The sequence below is a fragment of the Methyloglobulus sp. genome (assembly GCF_040079455.1).
Lineage (GTDB): Bacteria > Pseudomonadota > Gammaproteobacteria > Methylococcales > Methylomonadaceae > Methyloglobulus.
This window is the reverse complement of the sequence record NZ_JBEBKJ010000035.1, coordinates 1-13,279: the sequence shown is the minus strand read 5'-3', so window position 1 is coordinate 13,279 and position 13,279 is coordinate 1. Positions and strand designations below refer to the sequence as shown.

The window sequence follows — 13,279 nt, the reverse complement described above, 5'->3', positions numbered from 1 at the left end:
GTTTGTTTCCCTATCTTTTGAACTTTAGGCGGTTTACAGATGGGGAGACTCTCGATGATTCCCGGAATTGTCAAACTTTATGAGTCCCCCAGCAGCGCTGGGGGTTTACTTATGATTAATTAAGCCGAGGCAGCTATGAATTACTGGTTAATGAAATCTGAGCCGGACGCGTTCAGTATCAATGGTCTCAAGAACAGGCCGAATCAAACCGAACATTGGGATGGTGTGCGCAATTATCAAGCGCGGAATATGATGCGTGATGAAATGAAGCTGGGTGATCAGGTGTTCTTTTACCATTCCAATTGTGCCGAACCCGGAGTTGTTGGGATTATGGAAGTGGTTAAGGAAGGTTATCCCGATTTCCTGGCTTTTGACCCAGACGACAGTCACTTTGATCCCAAAAGTGATCCCGCCAAACCTACTTGGATGATGGTCGATGTTAAATACGTCAGGACATTATCCCGAACCATTACCTTGCACGAACTCAAACAAAAGCAGGAGCTTTCCGATCTGGCGTTGGTAAGGCGCGGTAACCGATTGTCCATCATGCCCGTTAATAAAGAACAGTGGGATTTTATTCTTTCTCTGGAAGAATCGAGGCTAATTGTTTAGAAACACAAGAACTGAAAATCAACGAGTAATACCAATCCCAATAAGCGCCGAGATTGTCATGTGTCAACTCGGTAATCGGAAAGTCTGATGATTGGATTTCTACTCTTAAGCGGTCATCAATGAGTCCGGTTTGGCTCATAAACGAGGTTGAATAAGGCAAAGTTTCCTGAAAATAGGATTATTTCATTGCCCAATTCCACCTTGTGTCAAATGCCCAGGTTCTAGCAGCTTTTCCAGTTCGGCTCGCTCAAGATCAGTCATTTCGGCGGCAACTTCAATGATAGGCCGGCCTTGTTTATAGGCGGCTTTGGCGATTTCAGCGGCTTTGGCGTAACCGATAATAGGGTTGAGTGCCGTCACTAAAATCGGGTTTTTTGACAGGGCTTTTTGCAGGTTGTCTTCGCGCACCGTGAAACCATTAATGGCCTTATCCGCTAGCAGCTTGCTGACGTTGGTGATAAGTTCAATACTTTGCAGGATGTTATAAGCGATAACGGGCAACATCACATTCAATTGAAAACTGCCAGATTGCCCAGCAATGGTGATTGTGGCATCGTTGCCGATGACTTGCGCGGCGACCATCGCCACGGCTTCGGGGATAACCGGATTGACTTTGCCGGGCATAATGCTACTGCCGGGCTGTAAGGCGGGCAGTTCTATCTCGCCTAATCCTGCCAGTGGGCCGCTGTTCATCCAGCGCAGGTCATTGGCGATTTTCATCAAGCTGACGGCTATCACTTTCAACTGAGACGATAATTCTACTATCGCATCCTGACAGCTTAGACTTTCAAAAAATGAAGTGTTAGGTTGAAAAGGCAGTTTCGTTTCTTCTGCCAACAACTTTGCAAACCGTTCGGCAAATTCAGGATGCGCGTTGATTCCTGTACCTACCGCTGTGCCGCCCTGGGCAAGCTTATAAACCCTAGGTAGCGTTGACCGAATCCTGTCAATGCCATTACGGATTTGCAGCGCCCAAGCCCCCAATTCTTGATCGAAACGTATAGGCATGGCATCCATAAGGTGCGTACGCCCGGTTTTGGTGATGTGGCCCAAGGAATGCGCCTTGCTTTCTATCGTTTCCGCAAGATGCGTTAGGGCTGGCAATAATGCTCTATGGCATTCCAGCGCCGCACTGACATGGATAGCGGTAGGGATTACATCATTACTGCTTTGCCCCATGTTGACGTGATCGTTAGCACTGACCGCAATCCCCGATGCCCGAGATGCTAAAGTAGCAATCACCTCATTCACATTCATATTGGTACTGGTGCCAGAACCGGTTTGGAACACGTCAATAGGAAACTGGTCTTGATACTGCCCATCCAGAATACATTGCGAGGCTTTAATAATCGCGTTACCTGTGTTGCCGTCCAATTCGCCCAATGCCATATTGGCCTTAGCCGCAGTTTTTTTGATAAGGGCGACGGTTTTGATTAAAGCGGGCGGCATGGCAAGGCCGCTAATTGGGAAATTATCAATGGCACGCTGGGTTTGCGCGGCATATAAGGCATCGGCAGGCACTTTCAATTCGCCCATGCTGTCTTTTTCAATTCGGTATTGTTCAGTCATGATTTTGTTCAATAAAAGTTAGTATGCTTTCTTTGGTAAACGGCCAGTTAAGGGATTGTAATGATTTTTGGTGCAATAGTACGGGAATCAAGGTGGCATAATCTGCTTGCCATTGGATTTCTTCTGCTAAGTCGATAAGCTCAACCTTAATATCAGGCTTGTCAGTAAGGTATTCATGTATCAATTCCTCCGCCAGTTCGCACAAATGGCAACCGGATGTGCCTAATAACAGGTATTTCATTGCTGATGGTTGTTGGTTTTGTCGGAATAACCCGAAAATTAACATTTTAACAGCCAAGCCAGTAGTTCGCACGGTGCGTTTTGGCTATCAAAATATTTCTTATTTGAGTGTCAAGCGATTTTGAAGTTAATCCCTTACAATGAAACCTCGTTGTTTATCAAAATAAACAAAAAATGATAGCCAAAAGACGTTGAGGTAAATTCTTAACTCACAAACCTATTTGTTAATCACAAAAGGCACTTACACTTGAACCCTACAAAATAAAGTATTACCAACTAAATCGGTGCCAACAATGCGCGTAACCAGCAAAGGGCAAGTGACTATCCCGCAAAACGTCAGGGAAAGCATGGGTATTCAGCCAACCCAAACAGAAATTGAGTTCCTGCAAGATGAGTCGGGGCGTTGGTGCATCATTAAATCCAGTAACGCCCAAAAATCAAGTAGTCGCTTTCGCACCGCCCACAAAGTGGGGGAATTAATGATGCCCACCGACCAGATCATGGCTTTGACTCGGAGCGAAACCTAAACATACGGCACTGCTCGATATGCTAAACTTCAAAGCTAAAATGAAATCAATGATGTGAAAGCACCCTTAACAAGGCAATAAATGAACGAAAACCAGCCATTGATTACATCCAGTGAGTCATTGGAAAAGGGTTGATTAAGCTGCTGGATGATGGCAAACGCATTGAATATGTTGAGCAAAAGAAAAGCCGCTTATATCAAGGATGGGTAGAGCATCACGAAATCCATCAAAAAAGATGTCTCGTTTTATGGATATTGTCGGACGATTGAGAAGCAACTTACTCGACTTGACAGGGCATGTTGGCTACGTCGGAACAAAATTAATATAACTAATGAGCAACGAACGAAAAACCGAAAATCTAATAAGGGATACTCTGCGTAAGTTAGGTTATTACGAAAGTGACTGCTTAACCCGCGTCGAAGAGCAAAAAAGCGAAACCGAAGCGGTCAAACGCCTACTTAAAGTAGCCAGCAAAACAGGTAAAGGTGGCAAAGGTGCACCAGAATTTATTGTCAGCAATTCAGACACTCCCGATTTTTTGATAGTGATTGAATGCAAAGCTGACATCAAGCATCATGAAAGCAATAATCGTGACAATCCTATCGGCTTTGCGGTTGATGGCGTACTTAATTATGCGGAACACCTTGCCAAAGGTTTTAACGTCATTGCTATTGCTGCAAGCGGACAAACCCAATCACAACTAAAAATATCAACTTTCCTGCATCCCAAAGGCGCGGCAAAAGCCAAAGAATTGAACACCAAATCGGGAAGAAAGATTAGTGAAATAATCCCTTGGGCTGATTACATAGAACACGGTACATTTGATCCCGCTGTACAAGCCTTGCGCCATGATGAACTTATGGCATTTTCCCGCGAACTGCACGAATTCATGCGTGACCACGCCAAACTGACCGAAAGCGAAAAGCCTTTGTTAGTTAGCGGCACATTGATTGCCCTGCAAAACGAAGCTTTTACCAAATCATTTGATGTTTACAAGCCAGAAGACTTACAAAAACAATGGTTCAAAGTCATTAAAGAAGAAATAGATAAAGCCGATCTGCCGCAAGCCAAAAAATACAACATGAACCAACCGTATTCAACTATCGCGGTTGCGCCTGCATTGGGCAAACCCAGCGATGCCAAAACAGCGGCAAAATACCCGAAAGGCGTGCTGTACGAACTGATTAAAAGCCTCAATGAAAAAGTCAGACCTTTTATTAGCATTTATCACGACTTTGACGTGGTTGGTCAGTTTTATGGGGAATTCCTTAAATATACGGGTGGAGATAAAAAAGCATTAGGTATTGTTTTAACGCCACGCCATGTGACTGATTTATTCGCCCGTCTAGCCAATGTAAATAAATCAAGCACCGTATTGGACATTTGTGCGGGAACAGGCGGATTTTTGGTGTCCGCTATGTTTCACATGATGCGTCATGCTGTGACGAAAGAAGAAAAAAGTCGCATTAAAAGCGATGGATTAATTGGTGTTGAACACTTGCCCAATATGTATGCACTTGCTGCCAGCAATATGATTTTGCGAGGTGATGGCAAAGCCAATTTGCACCAAGGTAGTTGTTTTGACCCTGGTATTTTCGAAGCCCTAAAAAAACATCAGTGTGATATAGGCTTACTTAACCCACCGTATTTCCAAAGCGACGAGGCTTTACACGAACTGGTGTTTGTTAAGCAAATGCTGGACTGTCTGAACCCAAACAGTATCGGTATTGCCATTGTTCCTATTTCTTGCGCTATTTCACCCCATCCAATGCGTGAAGAACTCATGCGTTCGCACACCCTAGAAGCGGTGATGTCGATGCCGACTGAATTATTTTACCCAGTTGGCACAGTGACTTGTATCATGGTGTGGACAGCCAACAAACCTCATGCGGAAAGCGATAAAAAAACATGGTTTGGTTACTGGAAAGAGGATGGTTTTGTTAAAACCAAACAGCGGGGGCGTGTTGACTTACATCATCGTTGGGATGCTACTCGTGATCGTTGGGTAGAAATGTTTAGAAATCGTGAAGTTCACGCGGGTGAAAGCGTGTTATGGAAAGTCACACATGAAGATGAATGGTGCGCTGAGGCATATATGGAAACTGATTATTCTGCAATTACTCAAGCTGATTTTGAGAAAGTTGTTCGGAATTACGCAATGTTTAGATTATTAGGTACTAAATTAATCGAACCAGAAATTGATGAAGATTATGATGCGAATTGATGATTTATTTGATGTGAGTTATGGGCATTCATTGGAACTTAATCGCCTAACCCAAGATGTAGTTGGAATAAATTTTGTCTCAAGAACTGCGAAAAATAATGGAGTCTCTGCAAAAGTTCTTAAAGTGCTAGATATAGAACCACTTGAAGCAGGCTTAATAACCGTCGCTTACGGTGGATCTGTTTTAGAAACATTTTTGCAACCACAGTCATTTTACACTGGCTTTCATATTGGAATATTGAAACCAAATGTAAATTTAACCAATTCAGAAAAGCTCTACTACTGTGCCTGTATTCGTGCTAATAAATACCGTTACAACTATGGGCGACAAGCGAATAGAACCCTTAAAGACATTCTTATTCCAGATATTTCAGAAATCCCAGCATGGATTAATCAAGCCGATGTTGATATGTATGATGGAATTGATGCACCTGCTATATCCAATTTAACAGTCGAATCACAAACAGATAATTGGCAGCCCTTCGAGTTTCAATCTTTATTTGAAATTGAGCGCGGACGCGGCCCAAGGCGTAAAGACTTAGATGGAAGCGGCTCTACGCCTTTTGTATCGTCAAGCGATTCAAATAATGGCGTGACAGGCATTACATCAATGTCAGCTTGTCATAAAGGTAACACGATAGGTGTTAATAGAAACGGCAGTGTAGGTGAGGCATTTTATCAACCTGTATCATTTTGCTCTACTGAAGATGTCCATATCTTCAATCCTAAATTCCCACTTAATCCTTACATCGGTTTGTTCTTAACAACCCTTATTCGCCGCGAAAAATACAGATTTGGCTATGGTCGAAAATGGGGAATTGAACGAATGAAAAAATCAACAATACATCTTCCCGTCAAAAAAGACGGCACACCCGACTGGGATTTTATGGAGCAATACATCAAATCCTTGCCATACAGTTCACAGATCGAGTAGCTGTATTAACATACAGGTGGCAATAAAGATAAATGCCGGACTTGTTGATCCCAGACAAAATCTGAGCGAGAGAGCGTAGAATATTAATAATCAAGCGCCAACAGTCCAAACCGAAGCCGCGCAAATTCTGACTGATGCCAAAGCCGAAGTGGAACGGCTGATTTTGGGTGAATGAGGGGAGAAAAAAATGCCAACCTGTTGGATTATTGCCGGATCAAACGGTGCAGGAAAAACCACCTTTGCAATGGAGTATCTGCCTACAGTAGCAGATTGCCGACGCTTTATTAACGCCGACTTGATTGCTGCCGGTTTATCGCCGCTGGCACCAGAACAGCATTTACTGGCCGCCAGTCGCTTGTTCCTGCATGAGATTGAAGATTGTATTGCCGCACGCCAGGATTTTGCTTTTGAAACCACGCTTGCCGGACGAAGTTATATTAAACTGATAGAACGTTTACAAGCTACAGGCTGGCGGGTGGAGTTAATTTATCTGGCTTTGCCCAGTGCCAAGATGTCACGGTTACGGGTAGCGGAGCGTGTTGCCCACGGTGGACATAATATCCCTGAAGCTGATTTAATACGCCGTTTTCCACGTAGTCTTTATAATTTGTTATACTTATTTGCACCTAAAGTTAATCAAGCTCAGTGTTATATGAACAGTGGCACGCTCCCTGAACTGATATTTCAGCAAGAAGGTGTTATACGCACTATTTTTCACCCCGATTTTTTTGCACTTTTGCAACAAGAGGCTAAACAATGAAAGCCAACCCAAACCTTATACCAAACGCAGCCACGCAAGCGACGTTGGACTGTTTACGCCAAGCAGTCAGCAAAGCCCTTGAGCGCAAACGGCGTTTAGGCCAGTATTCTATACAATGGATAGGCAACGCTCCGTTTGCGGTAGGGGATGATGCCCCAGAGCATTTGCAAACACCCCAACAATCAGACAACCTTTTGAATCCAGCCTCACATTAATCCCTATCCCCAACTGGTGCAGCAAACGCATCGGAAACCAATTCCTCAACATTATCTCCCGTCAATGTATCTAAAAATGCCGTGAGATCGTCGATTTCCGTTCTGGTAAGATGCAAGGGCTTGATTAAAGGATCAAGGTTTTCATTGGCAATGCCACCGCGATTATAGAATTCCACGACTTCACGCAAGCTGGCGATGCTGCCGTTGTGCATGTAGGGTGCGGTCAGTTGCACGTTTCGTAAGGATGGTGTTTTGTAACGCCAGCGGTCTTGTGGGTTTTGGGTGACCTCGTAGCGGCCTAGATCGTTGGCTTTGGGTTCGGCAACCGAGGCTATCACGTTGGATGCAACATCAACATAAACGCCTGGGGACACCTGCACACGCTGCGAGGGGTTAGGCGTTTTGTCGGACATCGCATCCGCATAGCCGATGCCTGTGTTGTGCAGGTTGTTGTCGGTAAATAAGGCGTATTCCTTGCTGATTGTATGGCATTGGCTGCATTGTGCTTTGCCAGTAAATAATTGAAATCCACGTTGGGCTTTAGCAGACAGTGCATTCTCATCTTTCCCAAAATACCAACGGTCAAACGGTGAATTCGCCGAATTTAGCGTACGTTGGTAACTCGCAATCGCCATACCGATGGTTTCCATACCGGGTGGTTCGTTAAATACCTTTTCAAACAAACCATTGTAATCTTGAATATTTTTTATTTTATCTATGACATAGCCTATGGATGGATTAGTCATTTCATTGTGTGCCAATAATGGCGACCAAACTTGCTGTTCTAACGTAGTTTCTCGGCTATCGTGAAACAACGTTTGCATATAGGCGACGTTGTATAAGGTCGGGCTGTTGCGCCTTACAGTTCGCCCTTCAACCCCGACGGCAGTTGCCATCTCATTGCTGGTAAACCCTTGTTCCGGGATGTGGCACATGGCGCAGGAAAAGGTGTTGTTGATGGACAAACGGCGGTCGTAAAACAACTTTCGCCCCAAGTTGATTTTTTCTGCTGTTATGGGATTGTTGCCTGGAACAGGAACGGGGGGTAATCCTAGCGGTGCTTGCTTTATGGTAAGAAGCAGATCGGCGGGTTTACCCATGCGATGGGTCAGTGCAATCGAGTTGGTTTGGTAGCCCTTGTTTTCGTACGAGAGCTTATTGTCACCTGCGCTGTATAAAGCTGATTTATCAAGGTTGCTTGTGGTGGGTTGTGTTAGTTTGGCTTCTGGTTGCAACAAGGTTTTAATATCGCTGATAAGCATGTCAGGGTGTAGCAGCTCTGTGTTATAGATATTGCGTAGCTGTTTGTCCTGGTCGATCAAGTAAACACGCAGGTTATGGCTGAATGTATTGGTAAATTTTCCCTTGGCATCATAAATTTTTTCGGCAATCTGTTTATAAGCTTTCAGTATCGGCTGCAATTCCTGCTCTGAGCGAGTCGTAAGGAAGTGCCATTCCACGCCTTTACCTTGTAATGTTGCGCCGTACGCCTTCATCTGCTCTGGCGTATCATGTCCTGGATTAAAACTTAAGGTAATCAAGCGTAAATGACTGGCTAATTCAGGTTCTTTTTCCAGCCGGTTTTTTATCTTATGAAAGACCGCCGTTGCCAATGGGCAGCCGTTAACATCACTGCAAGTTGCATAAATAAAGCTGAGTAAAACAACTTTGCCTGGGTGATTAACATCGCTCATTAGCCTGTGCAAGGTCGTTGCACGGCCCTCGCTATCAAGCACATTGCCGTCGCTGGCCTGCCCCAGCATAGGTAATTTATAAGTGCCGGGTATGGGTGCAGTAAATCTTAGGTCGCCGTACCCCGGCGCAAGCATTTGAGGTTGCCCGGATTGCTTGGTCTCTGCTTTTACCTGTGGCAAAGCAAAAGCAGTAAGCATCAGGAAAAATGCCATGTACGTTTTCAATAAGTTCCCCGCCTCAAGATAAGTCTGTCCAAAAAACTCCAATAGCCCCGTTTATCATGCCGCCATTATAGTGCCAACTATTGTACAATAATCGGTTATTCCAAACTTATTGCGCCCGTCATGACTATTGAAAAGAAACTTCTCCGCTCCGATATCATCAAGGAATGTGGCGCAAGTTTTTATGAACGTGGCAAACAATATTACGAATCGGGTTTGGTGGAGCAGTGCAAAGTCACCAGTGAAGGCGCACTATTTACCCAATTGAACGCCACTGTAGAAGGCAGTGCCAGCAGCCCGTACAAGCAGAATATCCGTATCGTCTGGCGACCTGATTTCCGCACTGCTGATATCGAAGGCAGTTGCTCTTGCCCTATCGGCTATAATTGTAAGCATGTTGTCGCAGTCTGCCTTACATACCAGGGCGGTGGACTTGAAGAAGTGCAGAAAAACTCAGGAGCCAGTTGTTTCCAATGGCTAGACAATATGCAGCAACCGTCCGCTGTTCCAAAAAATGACAGCTCGGAAGAATTTGTTGCCTATGTCCTAAAGCCAGCTAAAGTTAAAAACGAACTGACGATTGACCTTATCGTCACCAAAGAAAAAAAATTTGGTGGCCTTAGCAAAGGCCGCAAAACCAGCCTACAAAATCTGCGTTACAGTTTTTCGTATTACTCTTACGTTAGGCAAGAAGATAGCGAACTTATCAAAATAATTCTTGCCTTGGATAATTCTATTGGTGGCGAACCCTTAATTTCAGGTTCTATGGGGGCAATTGCCCTGTCAAAATTATTACAAACAGGGCGATTGTTCTGGCAGGACTTAGAAACACCGCCGCTTAAACCGGGTGCTGCTCGTGATTTACAGTTTGATTGGCAACAGACTAGTAAAGGCGATTACCAACTGCACCTTGCTATCCAACCAGCGGCGTTGCCGATATTGATTGATCCGCCACATTATCTCGATCCTGAAGAAAGCACGGTTGGTGCATTTACGACAGCCAGTATTAGCCAAGAGCAACTAAGAAATCTGCTTGCTGCGCCGCCTGTGCCGGAAAAAGTTGCCGATGAATTCAGTTACCGCTTGACTGTCGAACATCCCGAACTGCCCTTGCCGCCGCCCAAAAAAGTTGCCTTGACGGAACTCTTGGATTTAGCCCCAACCCCCCAGCTCATGTTGTTTGGCGATCAGGTCAATCCTAAGCAATACGTGCATTTCATGCAGTTAAATTTCAAATATGGCGATTGGCTGTTACCCGCTCATGAAATCAGGGACTATAGCGTAATAAAAACAGCCCAAGGCTTGGCGCGTATCAAGCGTTCACTTGAAACGGAAAAGTCAGAAATTGCGCGATTAACGGAACTGGGCTTTACGTCGGCATCAACCATAGAGGCCACGGGAAAAGAACTCATCCTGGGCAGTTATGCCAAGTCGTCTGTGGAAAGCGCAACGCGTTGGGGATATTTTCTTGAAACCGTTTTGCCGGAACTGGAACAGGACGGCTGGCTGATTGAATTTGGCGACAGCTTTTTACTGGACTTTCAAGCCATAGACAACTGGGATGCTGAAATCAGCGACAACCAGAATGACTGGTTTGAGATGCGTTTTAATATCGAAGTTGCAGGGCAATCCATGCCGTTATTGCCGCTGATAATGCCCGTGCTGGAAAATTATGACCTGCACAACCTCCCAGAATTACTGAATATTCCGGTCAGTGATTACCGCTACTTGACCATACCGAGTGAAAAAATAAAGCCGTTTTTAGCAATTTTATTAGAATTATTTAGCGGCAGCACCTTGGACAAAAACGGTTCGCTAAAAATATCCCGTTTCAATGCTGCCAGCCTTGCCGAAATGGAAGCACACAGCTATGGCCTGTTTTCTATCAAAGGTGGCGAAGAATTAAGGAGGCTCGCACAAAAACTTAGCGACTTCAAAGGCATAGCAGATGTTCCTGTGCCTCACAACCTTCAGGCGACATTGCGAGAATATCAAAAGATTGGCTTAAATTGGCTGCAATTTTTACGGGAATATTCATTTGCAGGGATACTTGCGGACGATATGGGGTTGGGTAAAACCGTACAAACCCTGGCGCATCTATTGGTGGAAAAGCAAAGTGGCCGAATGAAAAACCCCAGTTTGATTATTGCCCCAACTAGCCTACTCAGTAATTGGCGACGTGAAGCAGAACGCTTTACGCCTGACCTTAATATGCTGATTTTACAAGGCACAGAACGCAAACAATTGTTCTACAAAATCCGCGATTACGACCTGATTATGACCACCTATCCCTTATTGCCGAGGGACGAGGAAACACTACTGGAACATCAATACCATTATTTGATCCTTGATGAAGCCCAAATCATCAAAAACCCGCAGTCCAAAGGGGCGCAAATTGTCCGCCAAGTTAAAGCCAGCAATCGCTTGTGTTTGACGGGTACGCCAATGGAAAATCATCTTGGCGAGCTATGGGCGCAATTTGATTTTTTGATGCCTGGCTTCTTAGGAAATACCGCTGCTTTTAAAAAACTTTATCGCACACCTATAGAAACATTCGGCAATGCTGAGCAAAAGTTACGTTTGTCGCGTCGGGTAGCACCGTTCATGTTGCGTCGCACCAAGCAGGAAGTCGCTTCGGAATTACCACCCAAAACTGAGATCATCCGATCTGTACCGCTGCATGAAAAACAAGCCGCGCTGTATGAAAGCATCCGCCTGACGATGGAGAAAAAAGTCCGTGATGCGATTGCAGACCGCGGTCTTTCGCGTAGTCACATCACTATTCTGGATGCCCTACTAAAACTGCGACAAACTTGTTGCGACCCACGTACTTTGCCGTTAGAGCAAGCACAGAAAATCAACGAATCCGCCAAGTTAGACCTGCTCATGGAAATGTTGCCGGAAATGCTGGAAGAAGGTCGGAAAATCCTCGTATTTTCTCAGTTTACCCGCATGATTGCGTTGGTCGAAGATGAATTAAACAAGCGGATGATTGGTTACAGTAAGCTAACCGGACAAACCAAAGATCGTGATGCGGCCATCGAAATGTTCAAAAGCGGCGAGGTTGATGTATTCCTGATTAGCCTGAAAGCGGGTGGTATCGGCCTGAATTTGACTGAAGCCGATACCGTAATCATTTATGATCCCTGGTGGAATCCCGCCGTCGAAGCCCAAGCCGCTGACCGCGCCCACCGAATTGGACAAGACAAGCCGGTATTCGTCTACAAACTCATCACCGAAAACACCGTGGAAGAAAAAATGATCGCCATGCAGGAGCGCAAACGCGCCCTAGCCGATAGTATTTATACCGAAGGGGCTAAAGAGGAAGCTTTGCAATTAACGGCTGACGACCTTACGGCTTTGTTTGAGCCTTTGTGAACCTAAATAGCCTCAGCCGGACGGGGGGAGGGTAATACCAATCCCAATAAGTTCACAAGTTATCCCTTCTCCAGTGGGAGAAGGTTAGGATGAGGGGTTTCAAATAACAACTTATTGGGCATGTAGGTGTCGTGCAAAAAAATACGACTTATTGAGCTAGGACAAATATCGTCACATTTTGATGTTTTTGAGTAATTTCTGTGGGTTAATTGCCAGATTCATTTTTTCACAAAAAAGTTGTAGAAATTATAACTATCTATTTATAAAAGAATAAATATAAATAACAAATGAAATATAATACTTGGCATTATAAGTGCTTTATTTATTGTATACGCTTATTGCGTGTGTTTACTTCCTCATAGTAAGAACTGCTTTTTAGCATTAGCGCGTTATCTACTTCTCCTGGTGATAATGCGCTTTTTTTTGCCCATAAGCTTAGTAGCTTAGAGATCCCCTAAAGATTCATACAAAATCAGCTTATGGGTCCGGCATGAATACCGACCCGTTAAATTGCCCACCAACAGGGGCTTTACCGATAGCACACCTCCTTTAACACCCAAATCGCACAAATCGTTCCACCGGTTACCCAGCCAAAAATTATCACGCACTACACTGGAAGAACAGTTAACGTACTAATTCTTAAGCGTTATCATGGGTTCTAAGGGTGCGACAATTTGCCACATGTTCGCAGCCAATAATAGCTGTTAAGCTATGCACAACTTTTGTAAGCGCTCATAACTCACTAAGTTGCATTCCTCACCTTCCCTAATGCGGATTGATGGTCTATAGGATTATAGCCCCTTAGTCCGCATCTTTTTCAGGACGTGTCGCTGTAAACAAGTCAGAGGGTTTTAAGGTTTCATACAGATGAAAATGATATGTTGATACAAATACCTGACTATGC

General features: G+C 44.6%; 11 protein-coding genes. 8 read left to right on the top strand and 3 right to left on the bottom strand.

What is annotated here, in order from left to right:
* Nucleotides 1–135: 135 nt before the first annotated feature.
* On the top strand, nucleotides 136–612 hold the full coding sequence (locus tag ABL924_RS09215) for an EVE domain-containing protein (RefSeq protein ID WP_349026797.1): 477 nt from the start codon (nucleotides 136–138) through the stop codon (nucleotides 610–612).
* 183 nt (nucleotides 613–795) lie between these two features.
* On the opposite strand, the gene ABL924_RS09210 is transcribed toward ABL924_RS09215, so the two are convergent.
* Both ABL924_RS09210 and ABL924_RS09205 read right to left on the bottom strand, forming a co-directional pair.
* Complete coding sequence (locus ABL924_RS09210) at nucleotides 796–2,181, bottom strand: class II fumarate hydratase (protein WP_349026796.1); 1,386 nt, start codon at nucleotides 2,179–2,181, stop codon at nucleotides 796–798.
* The gene (locus ABL924_RS09205; RefSeq protein WP_349026795.1) at nucleotides 2,174–2,422 is read right to left on the bottom strand and encodes a glutaredoxin family protein; all 249 of its coding nucleotides are present in this window, start codon (nucleotides 2,420–2,422) and stop codon (nucleotides 2,174–2,176) included. Before ABL924_RS09205 ends, ABL924_RS09210 begins: the two co-directional genes overlap by 8 nt.
* A 292-nt stretch (nucleotides 2,423–2,714) precedes the next feature.
* Between ABL924_RS09205 and ABL924_RS09200 the strand changes: the two genes are divergently transcribed.
* From ABL924_RS09200 to ABL924_RS09175, 6 genes are all read left to right on the top strand, one after another.
* Complete coding sequence (locus ABL924_RS09200) at nucleotides 2,715–2,948, top strand: AbrB/MazE/SpoVT family DNA-binding domain-containing protein (protein WP_349026794.1); 234 nt, start codon at nucleotides 2,715–2,717, stop codon at nucleotides 2,946–2,948.
* Between the two features lie 131 nt (nucleotides 2,949–3,079).
* Nucleotides 3,080–3,217 (top strand): hypothetical protein, encoded by a 138-nt coding sequence (locus tag ABL924_RS09195; RefSeq protein ID WP_349026793.1) that lies wholly within the window; start codon nucleotides 3,080–3,082, stop codon nucleotides 3,215–3,217.
* A 62-nt stretch (nucleotides 3,218–3,279) separates the two neighbouring features.
* A complete protein-coding gene (locus tag ABL924_RS09190) occupies nucleotides 3,280–5,172 on the top strand; it encodes an N-6 DNA methylase (RefSeq protein WP_349026792.1) in 1,893 nt (630 codons plus the stop codon).
* Nucleotides 5,150–6,106 carry a restriction endonuclease subunit S gene (locus ABL924_RS09185; protein ID WP_349026791.1) on the top strand — a complete coding sequence of 319 codons (957 nt, stop codon included), beginning with the start codon at nucleotides 5,150–5,152 and terminating at the stop codon, nucleotides 6,104–6,106. The genes ABL924_RS09190 and ABL924_RS09185 overlap by 23 nt, the downstream gene beginning before the upstream one ends.
* Nucleotides 6,107–6,293: 187 nt before the next feature.
* Entirely contained in the window at nucleotides 6,294–6,866 is a 573-nt protein-coding gene (locus ABL924_RS09180; RefSeq protein WP_349026790.1) for a zeta toxin family protein, read from the top strand.
* On the top strand, nucleotides 6,863–7,081 hold the full coding sequence (locus ABL924_RS09175; RefSeq protein ID WP_349026789.1) for a hypothetical protein: 219 nt from the start codon (nucleotides 6,863–6,865) through the stop codon (nucleotides 7,079–7,081). Before ABL924_RS09180 ends, ABL924_RS09175 begins: the two co-directional genes overlap by 4 nt.
* On the opposite strand, the gene ABL924_RS09170 is transcribed toward ABL924_RS09175, so the two are convergent.
* Nucleotides 7,078–8,988: a cytochrome c peroxidase gene (locus ABL924_RS09170; protein WP_349026788.1), complete on the bottom strand. Its 1,911-nt coding sequence runs from the start codon at nucleotides 8,986–8,988 to the stop codon at nucleotides 7,078–7,080. The genes ABL924_RS09175 and ABL924_RS09170 overlap by 4 nt on opposite strands.
* A 132-nt stretch (nucleotides 8,989–9,120) precedes the next feature.
* On the opposite strand from ABL924_RS09170, the gene ABL924_RS09165 reads away from it, so the two are divergent.
* Nucleotides 9,121–12,375: a DEAD/DEAH box helicase gene (locus ABL924_RS09165; RefSeq protein ID WP_349026787.1), complete on the top strand. Its 3,255-nt coding sequence runs from the start codon at nucleotides 9,121–9,123 to the stop codon at nucleotides 12,373–12,375.
* Nucleotides 12,376–13,279 lie beyond the last annotated feature (904 nt).

Excerpts from the sequence above, each read along its gene's own strand:
- ABL924_RS09190 (WP_349026792.1), top strand. The coding sequence starts at position 3,280 with ATGAGCAACGAACGAAAAACCGAAAATCTAATAAGGGATACTCTGCGT.
- ABL924_RS09180 (WP_349026790.1), top strand. The coding sequence starts at position 6,294 with ATGCCAACCTGTTGGATTATTGCCGGATCAAACGGTGCAGGAAAAACC.
- ABL924_RS09205 (WP_349026795.1), bottom strand. The coding sequence starts at position 2,422 with ATGAAATACCTGTTATTAGGCACATCCGGTTGCCATTTGTGCGAACTG.
- ABL924_RS09165 (WP_349026787.1), top strand. The coding sequence starts at position 9,121 with ATGACTATTGAAAAGAAACTTCTCCGCTCCGATATCATCAAGGAATGT.
- ABL924_RS09175 (WP_349026789.1), top strand. The coding sequence starts at position 6,863 with ATGAAAGCCAACCCAAACCTTATACCAAACGCAGCCACGCAAGCGACG.
- ABL924_RS09210 (WP_349026796.1), bottom strand. The coding sequence starts at position 2,181 with ATGACTGAACAATACCGAATTGAAAAAGACAGCATGGGCGAATTGAAA.
- ABL924_RS09200 (WP_349026794.1), top strand. The coding sequence starts at position 2,715 with ATGCGCGTAACCAGCAAAGGGCAAGTGACTATCCCGCAAAACGTCAGG.
- ABL924_RS09170 (WP_349026788.1), bottom strand. The coding sequence starts at position 8,988 with ATGGCATTTTTCCTGATGCTTACTGCTTTTGCTTTGCCACAGGTAAAA.
- ABL924_RS09215 (WP_349026797.1), top strand. The coding sequence starts at position 136 with ATGAATTACTGGTTAATGAAATCTGAGCCGGACGCGTTCAGTATCAAT.
- ABL924_RS09185 (WP_349026791.1), top strand. The coding sequence starts at position 5,150 with ATGAAGATTATGATGCGAATTGATGATTTATTTGATGTGAGTTATGGG.